Consider the following 15,836-nt stretch of genomic DNA (forward strand, 5'->3'; position numbering starts at 1 on the left):
TGTCCCGACCGCCCTCGGCTCCGGCATGTTCCGAGCAACCCCGGGCCCGGCACATCCCGAGCGCCCTCAGCCCCGCACGTCCTGAGTGACCTCGGCCCCTGCACGTCCCGAGTGACCCGCGGCCCACGCACCTCCGAAGCAACCTCGCCCCCCTGCGTTCGAGTAGGCCGGCCCCACGTCCCGAGCACCCGGCTCCCGCGCGTCCCTCGGCTGCGCCCCGTACGTTCTGAAAGGCACCCCCTGCCATGACCCCCGCGACCGCGACCGCCACCCTGACGGAGATCCCCGCCCTCGACTCGGCCGAGGAGCTGAGCTGCGACGTCCTGGTGATCGGCGGTGGCACCGCCGGCACCATGGCCGCGCTCACCGCCGCCGGGCGCGGTGCGTCCGTGCTGCTGATGGAGAAGGCGCACGTACGGCACTCCGGAGCGCTGGCCATGGGCATGGACGGCGTCAACAACGCCGTCATCCCCGGCCGTGCCGAACCGGACGACTACGTCGCCGAGATCACCCGCGCCAACGACGGCATCGTCGACCAGTCGACGGTCCGTCAGACGGCCACCCGGGGCTTCGAGATGGTGCAGCGCCTGGAGTCGTACGGGGTGAAGTTCGAGAAGGACGAGCATGGGGAGTACGCGGTCCGCCAGGTGCACCGCTCGGGCTCGTACGTGCTGCCCATGCCCGAGGGCAAGGACGTCAAGAAGGTGCTCTACCGGCAGCTGCGCAGGCGGGAGGTGCGTGAGAAGGTCCGTATCGAGAACCGGCTGATGCCGGTGCGGGTCCTGACCGCCGAGGGCAGGGCGGTCGGCGCCGTCGCGTTCAACACCCGCACCGGTGCCTTCGTGGTCGTGCGGGCGGGTGCGGTGATCCTCGCGACCGGCGCCTGCGGACGCCTGGGGCTGCCCGCGAGCGGCTATCTGTACGGCACGTACGAGAACCCGACCAACGCGGGCGACGGCTACGCGATGGCGTACCACGCGGGCGCTGAGCTCACCGGCATCGAGTGCTTCCAGATCAACCCGCTCATCAAGGACTACAACGGCCCGGCCTGCGCCTACGTCGCCAACCCCTTCGGCGGCTACCAGGTGAACCGGCACGGGCAGCGGTTCGTCGACTCCGACTACTGGTCCGGGCAGATGATGGCCGAGTTCGCCGCCGAGGTCGCCTCCGACCGCGGCCCGGTCTACCTCAAGCTCAGCCATCTGCCGGAGGAGTCGATCTCGGCCCTGGAGTCCATCCTGCACTCCACCGAGCGCCCCACCCGCGGCACCTTCCACTCCGGGCGCGGCCACGACTACCGCACCCACGACGTGGAGATGCACATCTCCGAGATCGGCCTGTGCGGCGGGCACTCCGCCTCGGGTGTACGCGTCGACGACCACGCCCGCACCACGGTCCCCGGCCTGTACGCGGCGGGCGACCTGGCCTGCGTCCCGCACAACTACATGATCGGGGCGTTCGTCTTCGGTGACCTGGCCGGCGAGGACGCGGCCCAGTACACGGCGTACCGGGGCGAGTTGCCGCAGGACCAGCTCGCCGAGGCCCACGAGTTGATCTACGGGCCGCTGCGCAACCCCGACGGCCCGGCTCAGCCCCAGGTCGAGTACAAGCTGCGCCGCTTCGTCAACGACTACGTCGCCCCGCCCAAGAGCGGCGCCCGGCTCTCCCTGGCGCTGGAGCACTTCGAGCGGATGCGGGACGAGATCGCCGAGATGGGGGCCCGGACGCCGCACGAACTGATGCGCTGCGCCGAGGTCTCGTTCATCCGTGACTGCGCGGAGATGGCGGCCCGGTCGTCCCTCGCCCGCACCGAGTCCCGCTGGGGCCTCTACCACGAGCGCCTCGATCACCCTCAGCGGGACGACGCGCAGTGGCTGCACCACCTCGACCTGCGCAAGGGCCCGTCCGGAGCCATGGAGTTCACGGCGCGTCCCGTCGCCCCCTACCTCGTGCCCGTCGACGAGTTCACCCCCACCGGCGGTGCCTCCCGTCACCTGGGCGAGGTGGACCCGCTCCCCACGGCGACGGCGGGACGCCGCGAGGTGGCGCCGGCAGCGGCCACCGCGGAACCGGGTGCCGTCGCGCCGTCCGACGGCCCGACGCACGGAGCCTCGGAGTCCAACCGGGAACGGATCCTCGAACTCGTCGCGCTCTCGGAGGAGGAACCCGATCTCCCGGCGCTGGAGCCCTATCTGAAGGACCCGGACGCGGCCGTACGCCTCGCCGCCGTGAAGGCACTGACGGAGACGGCCCCTCCCGGAACGGGCCCCGCGCTGGGCTCCGCGCTGACCGACAGCGACGGACAGGTGCGCGCCGCGGCCGCCTCGTCGCTGCGCGAGCTGGCCGAAGTCCTCACGGCGGAGCCGGAGTTGCGGGCCCCGTTGGTGTCCGCACTCACCGCAGCGGATCCGACGGCACGCGCGGCGGCCCTGGACGTGCTGCGTGCCCTGCGCCTGGGCGACGCGGTCCTGTTCGGCGGGCACCTGGCCGACCCGGACACCGAGGTGCGCCTGGCCGCCGTACGCGCCCTGGTCTCGGTGGACGCGGTCGATGCCCTGTCGGAGGCGGCCGGCGACCCCGCGCGTGAGGTACGGGTCGCCGTGGCGCGCGGGTTCGCCGCCGTGGCCGCGCACATCGCGCGGGCGCAGCAAGGTACGCCGCCCGCCCTGCACGGCCTGATCCACGACCCCGACGCCCTCGTCCGTGCCGCCGCCCTGGAGGCCCTGGGCGTCCTCGGCGTCCCGGACGGACTCCTCGCCACGGTGACAGCGGCGCTCACCGACCCCGCCTGGCAGGTCCGCGCGGGCGCCGCGAAGGCTCTCGGCGGGGCGGCGCCGGAGGACGGCGTACCCGCCCTCGCCGAACTGCTCCGCGACACCGACGCCGATGTGCGCAAGGCCGCGGTACTCAGCCTGCTGCGGCACGCCGCACACGACGACGCCCGTACGGCGCTGGCCACCGCGGTGGACGACCCCGACGCCGATGTCCGGGCGTACGCGGGCCGAGCGGTGCGGTGATCCGGCGCCGCTTCCACCCACTCCCTTGAGCTGTCCGGCGTCACGCGGCCCGGAGCCGCTCGTACGCCGGATCACCGTCCTCCTGGCGCTCCCGGCCACGACGGGAGCGCCCGCCCTAGCCGGCGATGCGCGCCCGACGCGGTTCCACGGTCATGAGCATCTTCCCGGGGCGCACGGTGGCCCGGGCCACCGGATCAACGGTCTGGCCCGGGGCCAGCGTGAACCGCACCTGCCGCAGGATCGTCGCCAAAGCAGTGATCAGCTCCATAGTGGCGAACCGGTCGCCGATGCACCGGTGCTTGCCCGCCCCCCACGGCAGAAGGGCTCCCGGCGGGGGCTTCGGCGTACCGTCCAGCCATCGGGCGGGATCGAAACGCAGCGGCTCGGGATACAGGTCGGGATCGCGGTGCAGGGCGTGCTGGGCAAAGGCGAGGTTCGTGCCGGCGGGCAGGGTCCACGTCCCGAGTCTGGTCTCGGTGAGGGTGCGGCGGGTCAGGATCCATCCCGTGACGTGCAGCCGCAGCACCTCCTTGATCACCCGGTCCAGGATCGGCAGTTGGCCGGCGTCCGCGAACGTGACCGGCCGGTCGCCCAGCACCTGCTCCAGTTCGCCCAGCACGTCGGCCTCGATGTCGGGATGCCGGGCAAGCTCATAAAGCACCCAGGCCAGTACGGTGGCTGTGTTCTCCGTCCCGGCCAGGGCGAGCGTGAGGACCTCGTTGCAGATCTGCTCGTCCGTCATCGGACGGCCGGTCTTCTCGTCCTCGACACTCATCAGCACGGACAGCATGTCGCCGCTGTTATGGCCGTCGCCGCTGGTGCGCAGATCCGCGATCGCCTGGGAGATGGTGGTCCGAATCGCGGCACGAGCCCTGTCGAAGCGGCGGTTGAGCGGAATCGGCAGGCGCTTGACCCAGGCGGGCAGCATGATGCGCAGGCCGACACTGTCCATCACCGAAGCCATGTTCTGGCGCAACTCGCGGAACGTGGAGGCGTCGAGGCGGTTGGAGAAGACCGTCCGGGTGAGCATCTCCAGCGACAGACGGATCATCGTCTCGCGCACGTCCATGCGCCGACCCGGCTCCCAGGTGGCGAGCTCGGCCTCGGTCGAGGTGCGCATGATGTCGACGTACCGCCCGAGTTCGGGGCGTGCGAAGGCCGGGTACATCTGACGGCGTTTGGCGCTGTGCTCCTCCCCGGCAACGGTGACCACGGAGTCGCCCAGCAACACCCGCATCTCGTCGAAGAAGGGGCCCTTGTCGAGAGTGCTGGCGATCGGGTCGGTGAGCATCGCACGGATCATGGCGGGATCCTGGACGACCAGCGTGCGGGTGCCCGGCTGGAGTGTGATCTCCACCAGCGCGCCGTATCGCTCGCGGAGTGAGGCCATGAAGGGGAGGGGGTCCGGGAAGAGCCGGAAGAGGTGACCGAACAACGGTAGCGATCCCGTCGCCCGGGGTATGGGGGGAGACTCAACTGGCGTCACAACGCGTCCCTTCTCGGTGATAAGACGCCAGAATGACTTCCCTCCGTCCACCCTCCGACAATCACCCGGACGGCGTGTCCTGCACCACGCACGAGCTGTCGGGCGCCTCGACTCCCTTGCCTCCCGGGCCGGTTGATTGGTCTACACCTTATTTGGTCTACACCCTTGACTGGTACATACCAAAGCGGTTGAGTGTGTCTCCACACCCCCCACCACGGCCGCCCCCACGCCGTGGCCGACCCCGTCGGCGCGTGCGCTCAAGGCTCTGCTTTGCCCTGCCTTGTCCGGGTGCGGCCGTGCTCCGCAAAGGAGTTGATCCTGTGTCGAGGCGCCGCATAGCCGCACTGCTGTCCTCGCTCGCCCTGGGCAGCGCCGCCCTGCTGCTCCAGCCGGCCCCGAGTGCGTCCGCCGCCGGGTTCGTCGTGAGCGAGTCGCAGTTCAACCAGATGTTCCCGAACCGGAATTCGTTCTACACGTACAGCGGCCTGACCGCCGCCCTGAGCGCCTACCCGGGCTTCGCCAACACCGGCAGCGACACGGTGAAGAAGCAGGAGGCCGCCGCCTTCCTCGCCAACGTCAACCACGAGACCGGCGGCCTGGTCCACGTCGTGGAGCAGAACACCGCCAACTACCCCCACTACTGCGACCGGAGCCAGCCGTACGGCTGTCCCGCGGGCCAGGACGCCTACTACGGCCGCGGTCCCATCCAGCTCAGCTGGAACTTCAACTACAAGGCCGCCGGTGACGCGCTCGGCATCGACCTGCTCAACAACCCCTGGCGGGTGCAGAACGAGTCGGCCGTCGCCTGGAAGACCGGCCTGTGGTACTGGAACACCCAGTCCGGCCCCGGCACCATGACCCCCCACAACGCCATGGTGAACCAGGCCGGCTTCGGCCAGACCATCCGCAGCATCAACGGCTCCCTGGAGTGCGACGGCAAGAACCCGGCGCAGGTCCAGAGCCGCGTGGACGCCTATAACCGGTTCACCTCGATCCTCGGCGTCACCCCGGGCGGCAACCTCTACTGCTGACGCCCCGGCGCCCGAGGCGTGTGCGAGACTCCGCCGATGACCTCGCAGACGATCACCGCGCGCGCCGCGGGCACCTGGAAACTCGGCGACCTGTCCGTGAGCCGCGTCGGCTTCGGCGCGATGCGGCTGACGGGCAGCGCCGCCTTCCATCACGGGACGCCAAGCGACCGGCAACGCTCGATCGCCGTACTGCGCAAGGCGGTCGAGCTGGGCGTCGACCACATCGACACGGCCGCCTTCTACTTCTCCGCCCTGCGCGCTGCCAACGAACTCATCAACACCGCGCTGGCGCCGTACCCCGACGACCTGGTCATCGCGACCAAGGTCGGCCCGTTCCGTGACTGCACGGGGGAGTGGGGCACCTCGGCCCGCCCCGACCAGCTGCGCGGTCACGTCGAGGAGAACCTGCGCCAGCTCGGCCGCGACCACCTGGACGTCGTATACCTGCGCCGCATGCGGCAGGACTCCATCGCCGAGCACTTCGGCGCGCTGGCCGAACTGCGCGAGGCGGGCCTGATCAGGCACCTAGGCATCTCCGCCGTGGAGCCACGGCACCTCGCCGAGGCGCAGTCCGTCGCGCCCGTGGTCAGCGTGCAGAACCGGTACGCGCTCGACCGGCCGGACCCCGAGGCCGACGAACTCCTGCGCCTGTGCGGCGAGCAGGGCATCGCCTTCGTGCCGTTCTACGCCGTCGCGGGCGACACCGGGGAGCGGGGCGCGACCGGCGCCCACGACGACGAGGTGCTCGCCGTGGCGCAGGCGCACGGGGCAAGCCCCGCCCAGGTGCGTATCGCCTGGACCCTGCAGCAGGGCCCGCACGTCCTCGCCATCCCCGGCACCGGCAACCCCGACCACCTCGCCGAGAACGTGGCCGCGGGAGCCCTCCGCCTCACCGACGACGACCTGGCCCGGCTCAACACGGCGCGACAGCACACCGGTTGAGCCGAAGCCTGCACTGCATTGCTCAGCCGGCGAACCCGGTCACCGGATAGTGGTCGGAGAGGTTCGTGTACGTGTAGTCGGTGCCCCAGCTCGACACGGTCCAGGGCGCGCTCTGCTCCTTGACGACGTCGTTCTTCCAGACGGTGGGACGGGCGTGACCCGCGCGGTGCAGGACGTAGTCCAGGTCCTCGCGCGGGTCGTCGGGGTAGCGGTCGCGGGCTATGGAGTTGTCCGCCGTGTCGAAGGAGTACGGGTGCCCGGTCCGCGCGTCGGCCCCGACCAGCCCGCCGTCGGCGAGCATCGAGCCGTACTCGGACGTGTGCGAGTCGACGTTCATGTCACCGGCGACCAGAACCTGCTCGTTCGCGGGGATGTTCTTGGCGTCGAGGAAGGCGTCGATCGCCTTGAACTGCCGGCTGCGCATCGCCGCGGCCTCACCGGCGTCGCAGCCCGGGTCGGTCGACTGCGCGTGCGTGCCCACGACGTGCACCTTGGTGCCGTTCACGTTCAGCACCACGTACGCGAAGCCCTTGTTGGACCACCAGTCCGACCCGCACGCGTCCTTGTACACGTACTGCTCCTTGCGCAGCACCGGCCACTTGCTCAGAATCGTGACCCCGCCGTCCTCGGGCGTGGTCGCCGAGTACGCGCCACCGGTCGCGTCCCAGCCGCTCTTGCTGCGCCCGACCACCGGCGTCTGGTACGGGTAGCGGCCGGCGAGGGAGCTCTTCAGCGCGTCCGAGGAGGAGTTGTCGAACATCTCCTGGAACACCACGACGTCGTTGCCCTGTACGAACGGCGCCTCGGCGATCTCGGCGGCCCGGTGGTCCTGGCCCCAGTTCGGGTACAGGGTCTTGCTGAAGAGGAAGACGTTGTACGACAGCACCTTGAGCGGCGGCGCCTGCTCGGCGGCCGACGCGACGGGCGCCGAGCCCGCAAGACCGGCACCGGCGAGCGAGAGCGCGAGCACGACCGAGCCCTGTGCGCGGCGGTGTGCGGAGAGCGTCACTGGATCTCCCTGTGGTTGAAGGGGGTTGCGTGGCGCCGCACATCAAACCATCAGGAGTTACTCCCAGGTAACACCTGTGCGGGAAATGGATGGCGTAGGGACGTACGCGCGAAACTTGTTCAGACAAGCCACATTCCGTTTCGCATGAGATGCCGCTGCGGCAGTTCATGCTGCTCGTGCCACGCCTGCACCGCGCACGGCCGTACTCGGTAGTAGGCATACGTCGCGGAGTCGTTCCGTGGATCCCAGCCCGTCTTCGCACGGAACGCCTCGGCAGCCGCGGCCGGCACCTCGTCGATGTCGTGGACCTCCACCTCGCCGTCGATGAGCACGACGTCCCGGGTGTCCCCGAAGGCGAGCCGGGTCCGACGGCCGGTACGGAGGTTGCGCCCGGTGGGGTTGCCGGGGCGGGTGGCCATCCAGAGCGCCTCGCCGTCCCAGACGAACCACAGGGCGACCAGACACGGCACCCCGTCACCGTCCGCCGACGCCACCCAGATGTCCATCTCCCGTTCCAGTCGCTCCAGAACGTCCTGCTTGCGGCGCTCGGGGCTGCGCGCCCCCTCCGTGATCGTCATTCCCGGAACGCTAGTCGCCGGCCGACTGCCGCACCTCGGGCGGCGGGCGTAGGACTGCGGTCCCGGTCGGGACTGGCGCCGTCCACGTTTTACGTATAACCTCTCCCGTCAATCGCACCTCTAGGAAGGCCCCGATGAGACACATCGCCCTGGTCACCCTCGTCGTCGACGACTACGACGAGGCGATCCGCTTCTACACCGATGCCCTCGGCTTCCGGCTGGTCGAGGACGCCCCGCGCCCGGACGGCTCGCGCTGGGTCGTCGTGGCGGCGGACGATCAGGGCACCGCACTGCTGCTGGCCCGCGCCAAGGGCGACGAGCAGCGGGCCCGGGTCGGCGACCAGACCGGCGGGCGCGTCGGGTTCTTCCTGCACACCGACGACTTCACCCGCGACCATGCCCGCATGCTCGCCGCGGGCGTGGCCTTCCTGGAGGAGCCCCGGCACGAGTCCTACGGCTCGGTCGCCGTCTTCCAGGACCTGTACGGCAACCGCTGGGACCTGCTCCAGCCCGCCGGCTGATCCGACTCCCGGCTGATCCACCTCCTGGCCGGCGACCTCCGCCCGCCGCTTCGAACCGCCCCGCTCAAGGAAAGACTCCGCCATGACTGCTACGCGCGTAGACGCCGACGTCATCCGTCGCCTCCCCAAGGCCGTACTGCACGACCACCTCGACGGCGGCCTGCGCCCCGCCACCGTGGTGGAGCTCGCGGAGTCGGTCGGCCACACCCTGCCCACCACCGACCCGGACGAGCTCGCCGCCTGGTACTTCGAGGCCGCGAACTCCGGCGACCTGGTCCGCTACATCGCCACCTTCGAGCACACCCTCGCCGTGATGCAGTCCCGCGAGGGGCTGCTGCGCACCGCCGAGGAGTACGTACTGGACCTGGCCGCGGACGGCGTCGTCTACGGCGAGGTGCGCTACGCCCCCGAGCTCAACACCAACGGCGGGCTGACCCTCGCCGAGGTCGTCGAAACCGTCCAGGAGGGCCTCGCCGCGGGCATGGCCAAGGCAGCGGCCGCCGGCACTCCGGTGCGTGTCGGCACGCTGCTGTGCGGGATGCGGATGTTCGACCGGGTGCGCGAGGCGGCCGACCTGGCCGTCGCCTTCCGGGACGCCGGTGTCGTCGGCTTCGACATCGCCGGCGCCGAGGCGGGCTTCCCCGCCGCCGACCACGTCGACGCGTTCGATCACCTGCGCCGCGAGAGCGTGCCCTTCACCATCCACGCCGGTGAGGCCGACGGCCTGTCCAGCATCCACCAGGCCCTCCAGGTGTGCGGCGCCCAGCGCCTCGGTCACGGCGTGCGCATCACCGACGACATCGTGGACGGCAAGCTCGGCCGCCTCGCCGGCTGGGTGCGCGACCGCCGTGTCGCGCTGGAGATGTGCCCGACCTCCAACCTCCAGACCGGCGCCGCGACATCCATAGCCGAGCACCCGATCACCACGCTGAAGGACCTCGGCTTCCGCGTCACCCTCAACACCGACAACCGTCTGGTGTCCGGTACGACGATGACGCGCGAGATGTCCCTGCTGGTCGAGCAGGCCGGGTGGACGGTCGAGGACCTGCGCACCGTCACCGTGAACGCCCTGAAGAGCGCGTTCATCCCGTTCGACGAGCGCAAGGCCCTCATCGAGGACGTCGTGCTGCCGGGCTACGAGGCCGAGCTGTGAAGCTGCCCTACGACACCAGCCCGCGGACGTAAGCGGCCTGTCCGACGTGCTGGAGATCGTCGGACAGGACGCTGACCAGCCGTGCGCCCAGGGTCACCGGCGGATCCCAGCGTTCGTCCACGATGCGCTCCAGATCCTTGGCGGCCACCTCCCGCAGCGCCCCCAGGGTCTGGGCGTGCACGGCGTCGTAGTAGCCGGTCAGCAGGTCACCGGAGTCGACCCGTACCTTGGCGACCTTCGCCGAGGTGTGGCCGTAGCCGGTGTCGTGGCGCGGCAGGTCGAGTCCGAAGGTCTTCTGGAAGTCCTGGGTCAGCCACACCTGGTCGAGGCCGAAGGCGTCGGCGATGTGGTCGTCCTGGACCCGGGTGAGATGCCAGATCAGCCAGGCGACCGTGTTGGCGTCGGGGGAGGGGCGGGCGTGCAGGCCGTCGTGGTCGAGGCCCTCGACGGCGGCGTGGACTTCTTCCTGGATGCGGTTGTACCCGTCGATGAGGATGTCCTTCGCATGCATGGCTCCACCATCGCGCACCCGTCCGTCATGCGCCCTCTGTTTCCAGCAGCGCCATGAGCGCCCGGGCCGCCGGACTGGTGGCCTGTGCGGGCGGCAGCAGGGCGACCGTCTCGTAGACGGTCTCGCCGGTGCCCTTCACGGGCAGCGCCGTCAGTGAGCGCCGTTTGTCCCGGAAGTGGCGCGGCACGACGGCGATGCCGAGGTCCTCGTCCACCAGGTCGAGCAGGCTGTGCACGTCGTTGACCTCCAGGGCGACGGTCCGGCGTACGCCCGCGGCTGCGAAGACGGCGTCGGTGGTGCGGCGCGGCCCCCAGTCCGGGTGGAAGTCGACGAAGACCTCGCCGCCCAGCTCCTCCGGAGTGACGGCGGCGCCGCCGGTGGCGAGCCGGTGGCTCGGATGGCACAGGACGGTCATCGGCTCGCCGGTCAGCGGTACGACCCGCAGCTGGTCGGTGTCCTCCTGGGCGGTCCGGACGGCGAAGGCCAGATCGAGGCGTCCGGCCGCGACCTCCTCCGCGAGGGCGCCCGAGCCCGCCTGGCGCAGACAGATCTCCACGTCCGGATGTGCCCGCCGGAAAGCTGCCAGCAGCCCTGCCACATGCACCCCGGCGATGCACTGCTCGGACCCGAGCGCCAGCATCCCGCGCAGCACGCCCTGCACCGCCGCCACCGCCTCGTGGGCGGCCCGAACCTGGGCGAGGATCCGTTCCGCCTCGCACAGCAGCGCCCGGCCCGCCGGGGTGAGGGTCACCCGGCGGGTCGTCCGCACGAACAGCGGGGTCTGCAACTCCCGTTCCAGGGCGCGGATCGAGGCCGACAGGCCCGACTGGGACACCAGGAGGCGCTCGGCCGCCCGGGTGAAGTGCTGGTCCTCGGCGACCGCCACGAAGTGCTGGAGATGGCGCAGTTCCATGATTGAGCAGCGTAGCCGCTGAATCCCATCTGATTTACCTGTTGGACCACTGCCAGCAGGTCAAGACAGAGTGGACGGCGACTGGAACACCGGCTCCTCGGAGCCGTCCTCCCCGTGCCCACCCCTCTGGAGTCGCGTTGTACACCGCACACACCGACCGCTACGCGGACATGCCCTACCGGCGCACCGGCCGCAGTGGACTCAAGCTTCCCGCGCTGTCCCTCGGCCTGTGGCACAACTTCGGCCCGGCGGACCGCTCGGTCGAGCACCAGCGGGCCATCCTGCGCCGCGCCTTCGACCTCGGCGTCACCCACTTCGACCTGGCCAACAACTACGGCCCGCCGCCCGGCGCCGCCGAGTCGGCGTTCGGCGAGGCGCTGAAGGCGGACTTCGCGCCGTACCGGGACGAGCTGATCATCTCCACCAAGGCCGGCTATCTGATGTGGCCCGGCCCGTACGGCGAGTGGGGTTCGCGCAAGTACATGCTGTCGTCGCTCGACCAGAGCCTGAAGCGGATGGGCCTGGACTACGTCGACATCTTCTACTCGCACCGCCCCGACCCGGACACTCCGCTGGAGGAGACGATGGGCGCCCTGCACTCGGCGGTGCAGCAGGGCAAGGCGCTGTACGTCGGCGTCTCCAACTACTCGGCGGAGCAGACCCGGGAGGCCGCCCGCATCCTGGGCGAGCTGGGCACGCCGCTGCTCATCCACCAGCCGGCCTACTCGATGCTCAACCGCCGCCCCGAGGAGGAGGGACTCCTCGACGCCCTCGACGAGCTCCAGGTCGGGTCGATCGTCTTCTCCCCGCTGGCGCAGGGCCGGCTGACCGCCCGCTACCTCGACGGCATTCCGAAGGACTCGCGGGCGGCGAGCGGCAGCCCGTTCCTGAACGCCGACGCGATCACCGACGAGCTGCTGGGCAAGCTCCGCGCACTCGACGAGATCGCCAAGTCCCGCAGCCAGACCCTGGCCCAGCTGGCCCTGGCCTGGGTCCTGCGCGGCGGCCGGGTGACGTCCGCGCTGGTCGGTGCGAGCAGCGCGCAGCAGATCGAGGACAGCGTCGCGGCCGCCCGCAACCTGGACTTCGACGCCGACGAGCTGGCCCGCATCGAGGCGATCCTCAAGCCGTAAGGCGTTCGCTGACCTCCCAGAGGCGGGCCGCCGCCTCTGGGTCCACGGCGTAGGACAGCGCGCCCGGCGTCTCCGCTCCGGCGCGCCACTCGGCCTCGTCGGCCTCGGTCACCAGGGGGCTGACGTCGCCGTTCTCGCAGTAGACCCCGCCCAGTCCGGTCAGCCGCGGGCTGGTGGCGCACCAGATGCCGGTGGCGGCTCCCTGCTCGACCGTCTTCAGCTGGCGGGACGGGTCCCGTACGGGGCGCCCGTGCTCGTCGAGGACGCCGGCCGCCCGGACCACCTCCGCGGAGACGTGCTTGGCGAGGCCGGTCTCGATGATCGTGCCCGGGTGCACGGCGAAGGCCCGCACCCCCTGGTCCCGCCCGCGCCGGTCCAGTTCCACGGCGAAGAGCGCGTTGGCCGTCTTGGACTGGCCATAGGCGGCGAACGCCTCGTAGGGCCGGTGCTCGAAGTGCAGGTCGTCGAAGTCGACGTTGCCGAAGCGGATGCCCCGCGAGGACACGGCCACGACCCGCGCGCCGTCGGCCGCGACCAGCGCGGGCCACAGCCGGGCGACCAGCTGGAAGTGCCCCAGATGGTTGGTGGCGAACTGCGCCTCGTACCCGCGCGCGTCGCGGGTCAGCGGGGTCGCCATGATCCCGGCGCTGTTGACCAGGATGTGCAGCGGACGCCCGGAGGCCAGGAACTTCTCCGCGAAGGCGTCGATCGACGCCGGGTCCAGCAGGTCCAGGTACTCGACCTCGGCCCCGGGCACGTCCTGCAGCGCGGCGCGTGCCCGCTCCAGGTCCCGCGCCGGCACGACGACCTCGGCGCCGGCCGAGCGCAGCACCCGGGCCGTCTCCAGGCCGATGCCGGAGTAGCCGCCGGTGACGATCGCCACCTTGCCGGTCAGGTCGACCCCCTTGATCACCTCCTCGGCGGTGGACGCGGCGCCGAAGCCGGAGGGCAGGGGGTGCTGTGCGGTGGTCATGGTGCGTATCTCCTCAAGGTGAGCCGACCAGACCACCGTAGGTTCGCGTCTCCGTACGATGAATGCTTGAGAATCCGCATTACTTGCGTGATAGTTCGAGCATGACCGCAGATCCGCTGTCCGAGGCCCTCGCCGTCGCCGATGCCCGCAGCGTGTTCTCCGGTGGTTTCACCGCCGGCGGCACCTGGGCGATCCGGCTGCGCGGGCGCGACAAGCTGAAGGTGGTGGCCGTGGTGCGGGGCAGCTGTCTGCTGGTCCGCGAGGACGGCGGCGAACCGTTGAAGCTGTCCGAGGGGGACGTGGTGGTCTCCGACGGGCGCCAGCCGTACGTCATGTGCAGCGAGCCCGGTGTCGAACCGCTGGACTCCGCCGACGTCACCGTGGACCCCGTCACCCGGACGGCGCGGCTCGGTGACGGCACGGACGAGGACGTCTCCTGCGTCTCCGGGCACATCGACCTGAGCCGGGACAACGGCGAACTGCTGCGCCGGGCGCTGCCGGAGCTGATCCACGTCCGGTCCGACGCGGCCGAGGCGTCGGCGCTGCGCTGGCTGATCGGGCAGCTGGCCGAGGAGATGAAGACACGCCGGGCCGGTGTCGAGTTCGCCTCCGACCAGCTGGCCCAGCTGATGTTCGTACAGGTGCTGCGGGTCTGCCTCGTCGAGTCCGAGGGGCTGCCGCCGGGCTGGCTGCGTGCCCTGGCCGACGAACGGCTCGCCCCGGCCCTGCGGCTGATGCACGGCGATCCGGGCCACCCCTGGCAGCTGGAGGACCTCGCCCGGGCGGCCGCGATGTCCCGGACCACCTTCGCCGTACGGTTCAAGCAGGCGGCCGGGGTGCCGCCCCTGACGTATCTGCTGAACTGGCGCATGAGCCTGGCCGCCCGCGCCCTCAGGCAGGACACGGCGTCGGTCGCGGCACTCGCCCGTTCCGTGGGCTACACCTCCGAAAGTGCCTTCAGCAACGCCTTCAAGCGGGCCGTGGGCGTCGCCCCCCGGCGTTACCGGGAGGCGGTCAGGAGCTGATCCGCTCCTCCAGGCGCACGGTCACGGTGTCGCCCTCCGCCTTGCCGATGACCTTGCGGATGTCGGCCTTCACGGGCAGCTTGTGCGTGCCGTCGCCCATGGCCATGAACGAACTGCGGAACGGCTGCCCGTCGATCGTGCCGCGGACCTTGACGAGCCCGCGGGTGCCGAAGAACTCGACGCTCCTCGGCCAGACGAGATAGGTCCAGCCGCCCTCACTCGGACTCTTGCGCAGGACGGCCGTGAACTCCTCGTCCAGCTTGGCGGTGGTGGTCATGGTGGTTCCTCCGCTCGCGGTGGTCACGTACTGAAGAGACCACCGCGAGCGCTCGAACTCATCGCCGAACTCACGCCCCGGCCGGCACCCGGTCCAGAAACCCGAGGACGGACAGGATCCGTCCCTCGATGTCCAGGGTGATCACATCGGACCCGGCGACCGGCGCCGCCTCGTCGGCCTCGCTCACCAGCTCCCAGGAGAAGCGTGCCGTGTCGTGGTGGCCGTCGACGGAGCCGGTCCGCCGGAAGACGAAGCCGGGGAACTGCGCGTGCGCCGCCGCGACGACGGCCACGATCCCCTCGTGGCCCCGGACGTCCGCGAGCGGGTCGGTGTAGCCGCCCTGCGGGGACCAGGCGACGGCGACCGCCCGGGCCAGCGCGTCGGGCTCGCGGGTGTTCCAGGCCTCGAAGTAGCGGGCGACGGCGATCTCGTAGCGGTCGGTGGTCACGGGCACGGACGCGGACATGGGCGATCAGCCTCCAACGAGGTCGTCACTGGTGGGAATCCGGATCCCGCTCGCGGTGACCCGGTACCGCAACGATGCCCGCCGGCGCCGGAAAGCTCGATTACTTCCGAGGTAATGCCCGGTCACGCACGGGGTTGACGTGTACCCGCCGTGTTTCGGCCAACACCGGCTGTGAATATGCCAGGAGACTGGCCGGAAAGTCATGGTGACAGTGTTTCAGTAGTGAACATACTCAACTACGAGGGTGCCTCACATGGGGCGACGGCCCCCTTACGCACCGCTCACGAGCCGCAGGGAAAGCGAGGTCCGCCGACAGGCGAACACGGCAACACGGGGGAGGTCACGTGCACGACGAGTTCCTGTGCCATGTCACCGCATACGGCGTCTGTGGCGGCCGACGGATCGGTGTACCCCTGGGAACCTACCGGGCACCCACCCTGGCCCTCGCGCTGTGGTGGTTACGTGACCGGGCCTCGTGGATCGCCCAGCGATTAGACCCGCGACCGGACGCCGAGCACTTCCCTGCGAATGCGCTCGTCCCGGTCGCGGACAATGTGCCCGACGTGCCGGCCGTGCTGCGCGCATGGTGCGGCGACGACGATCAACAAGACCTGGTCGCCGACGAGTTGGCGGCCGGACGACTGGTACGGATCGCCGTGAGCGACGAGACCACCGAGTACGAACTGCTCGCCGAGTCGATCGACGCCCTGCGGATGCAGCGGACCACCGCGGCGCTGGTCGTACCCGTCGCCTGAACCTCCGCCGCTGCCGAAGGAACTCGCCCCGAGCGCGGGCGGACGC

The 15,836-nt window shown here is 70.7% G+C and carries 16 protein-coding genes; 8 read left to right on the forward strand and 8 right to left on the reverse strand.

The annotated features are described in order from the left end of the window. Positions 1 to 245: 245 nt before the first annotated feature. A complete protein-coding gene (locus tag OG331_RS44975; protein ID WP_406208331.1) occupies positions 246 to 3,017 on the forward strand; it encodes a fumarate reductase/succinate dehydrogenase flavoprotein subunit in 2,772 nt (923 codons plus the stop codon). 115 nt (positions 3,018 to 3,132) lie between these two features. Here the strand turns inward: OG331_RS44975 and OG331_RS44980 are convergent, their stop codons facing one another. Continuing rightward, a complete protein-coding gene (locus OG331_RS44980; RefSeq protein ID WP_406208334.1) occupies positions 3,133 to 4,554 on the reverse strand; it encodes a cytochrome P450 in 1,422 nt (473 codons plus the stop codon). A gap of 269 nt (positions 4,555 to 4,823) precedes the next feature. Here OG331_RS44980 and OG331_RS44985 point away from each other — a divergent pair, with 269 nt between their 5' ends. Next, entirely contained in the window at positions 4,824 to 5,534 is a 711-nt protein-coding gene (locus tag OG331_RS44985) for a chitinase (RefSeq protein ID WP_406208337.1), read from the forward strand. Between the two features lie 36 nt (positions 5,535 to 5,570). Then, positions 5,571 to 6,476: an aldo/keto reductase gene (locus OG331_RS44990; RefSeq protein WP_406208340.1), complete on the forward strand. Its 906-nt coding sequence runs from the start codon at positions 5,571 to 5,573 to the stop codon at positions 6,474 to 6,476. A gap of 22 nt (positions 6,477 to 6,498) precedes the next feature. Here the strand turns inward: OG331_RS44990 and sph are convergent, their stop codons facing one another. Together sph and OG331_RS45000 are read right to left on the reverse strand one after the other, a co-directional pair. Further along, complete coding sequence (gene sph, locus OG331_RS44995) at positions 6,499 to 7,485, reverse strand: sphingomyelin phosphodiesterase (RefSeq protein WP_406208343.1); 987 nt, start codon at positions 7,483 to 7,485, stop codon at positions 6,499 to 6,501. Positions 7,486 to 7,604: 119 nt separating this feature from the next. After that, positions 7,605 to 8,063 (reverse strand): pyridoxamine 5'-phosphate oxidase family protein, encoded by a 459-nt coding sequence (locus OG331_RS45000; RefSeq protein WP_406208345.1) that lies wholly within the window; start codon positions 8,061 to 8,063, stop codon positions 7,605 to 7,607. Between the two features lie 134 nt (positions 8,064 to 8,197). Between OG331_RS45000 and OG331_RS45005 the strand changes: the two genes are divergently transcribed. After that, positions 8,198 to 8,584: a VOC family protein gene (locus OG331_RS45005; protein ID WP_406208348.1), complete on the forward strand. Its 387-nt coding sequence runs from the start codon at positions 8,198 to 8,200 to the stop codon at positions 8,582 to 8,584. Between the two features lie 82 nt (positions 8,585 to 8,666). Next, entirely contained in the window at positions 8,667 to 9,737 is a 1,071-nt protein-coding gene (locus OG331_RS45010) for an adenosine deaminase (protein WP_406208351.1), read from the forward strand. A 7-nt stretch (positions 9,738 to 9,744) separates the two neighbouring features. Here the strand turns inward: OG331_RS45010 and OG331_RS45015 are convergent, their stop codons facing one another. Further along, a complete protein-coding gene (locus tag OG331_RS45015) occupies positions 9,745 to 10,248 on the reverse strand; it encodes a DUF664 domain-containing protein (protein WP_406208353.1) in 504 nt (167 codons plus the stop codon). A gap of 25 nt (positions 10,249 to 10,273) precedes the next feature. Beyond that, positions 10,274 to 11,161 (reverse strand): LysR substrate-binding domain-containing protein, encoded by an 888-nt coding sequence (locus tag OG331_RS45020; protein ID WP_406208356.1) that lies wholly within the window; start codon positions 11,159 to 11,161, stop codon positions 10,274 to 10,276. A 137-nt stretch (positions 11,162 to 11,298) separates the two neighbouring features. Here OG331_RS45020 and mgrA point away from each other — a divergent pair, with 137 nt between their 5' ends. Then, entirely contained in the window at positions 11,299 to 12,294 is a 996-nt protein-coding gene (gene mgrA, locus OG331_RS45025; RefSeq protein WP_406208359.1) for an L-glyceraldehyde 3-phosphate reductase, read from the forward strand. On the opposite strand, the gene OG331_RS45030 is transcribed toward mgrA, so the two are convergent. After that, positions 12,284 to 13,267, reverse strand: coding sequence for an oxidoreductase (locus OG331_RS45030; RefSeq protein ID WP_406208362.1), 984 nt, complete (start codon positions 13,265 to 13,267; stop codon positions 12,284 to 12,286). The two genes, mgrA and OG331_RS45030, sit on opposite strands and share 11 nt — an antisense overlap. 101 nt (positions 13,268 to 13,368) lie before the next feature. Between OG331_RS45030 and OG331_RS45035 the strand changes: the two genes are divergently transcribed. After that, entirely contained in the window at positions 13,369 to 14,292 is a 924-nt protein-coding gene (locus OG331_RS45035; RefSeq protein WP_406208364.1) for an AraC family transcriptional regulator, read from the forward strand. Here the strand turns inward: OG331_RS45035 and OG331_RS45040 are convergent. Beyond that, positions 14,282 to 14,569: a DUF1905 domain-containing protein gene (locus OG331_RS45040; RefSeq protein WP_406208366.1), complete on the reverse strand. Its 288-nt coding sequence runs from the start codon at positions 14,567 to 14,569 to the stop codon at positions 14,282 to 14,284. The genes OG331_RS45035 and OG331_RS45040 overlap by 11 nt on opposite strands. A gap of 70 nt (positions 14,570 to 14,639) precedes the next feature. Beyond that, positions 14,640 to 15,023 carry a nuclear transport factor 2 family protein gene (locus OG331_RS45045; protein WP_406210728.1) on the reverse strand — a complete coding sequence of 128 codons (384 nt, stop codon included), beginning with the start codon at positions 15,021 to 15,023 and terminating at the stop codon, positions 14,640 to 14,642. 356 nt (positions 15,024 to 15,379) lie between these two features. Between OG331_RS45045 and OG331_RS45050 the strand changes: the two genes are divergently transcribed. Beyond that, the gene (locus tag OG331_RS45050; RefSeq protein WP_406208368.1) at positions 15,380 to 15,790 is read left to right on the forward strand and encodes a hypothetical protein; all 411 of its coding nucleotides are present in this window, start codon (positions 15,380 to 15,382) and stop codon (positions 15,788 to 15,790) included. The last annotated feature ends 46 nt before the right edge of the window (positions 15,791 to 15,836 follow it).

The sequence above is a fragment of the Streptomyces sp. NBC_01017 genome, assembly GCF_045162795.1.
GTDB classification, from domain to species: domain Bacteria; phylum Actinomycetota; class Actinomycetes; order Streptomycetales; family Streptomycetaceae; genus Streptomyces; species Streptomyces machairae.

Coding starts and splice junctions, on each gene's coding strand:
- OG331_RS44975 (WP_406208331.1), top strand. CDS start 246: ATGACCCCCGCGACCGCGACCGCCACCCTGACGGAGATCCCCGCCCTC.
- OG331_RS44990 (WP_406208340.1), top strand. CDS start 5,571: ATGACCTCGCAGACGATCACCGCGCGCGCCGCGGGCACCTGGAAACTC.
- OG331_RS45000 (WP_406208345.1), bottom strand. CDS start 8,063: ATGACGATCACGGAGGGGGCGCGCAGCCCCGAGCGCCGCAAGCAGGAC.
- OG331_RS45005 (WP_406208348.1), top strand. CDS start 8,198: ATGAGACACATCGCCCTGGTCACCCTCGTCGTCGACGACTACGACGAG.
- OG331_RS45010 (WP_406208351.1), top strand. CDS start 8,667: ATGACTGCTACGCGCGTAGACGCCGACGTCATCCGTCGCCTCCCCAAG.
- OG331_RS45015 (WP_406208353.1), bottom strand. CDS start 10,248: ATGCATGCGAAGGACATCCTCATCGACGGGTACAACCGCATCCAGGAA.
- OG331_RS45020 (WP_406208356.1), bottom strand. CDS start 11,161: ATGGAACTGCGCCATCTCCAGCACTTCGTGGCGGTCGCCGAGGACCAG.
- OG331_RS45030 (WP_406208362.1), bottom strand. CDS start 13,267: ATGACCACCGCACAGCACCCCCTGCCCTCCGGCTTCGGCGCCGCGTCC.
- OG331_RS45035 (WP_406208364.1), top strand. CDS start 13,369: ATGACCGCAGATCCGCTGTCCGAGGCCCTCGCCGTCGCCGATGCCCGC.
- OG331_RS45040 (WP_406208366.1), bottom strand. CDS start 14,569: ATGACCACCACCGCCAAGCTGGACGAGGAGTTCACGGCCGTCCTGCGC.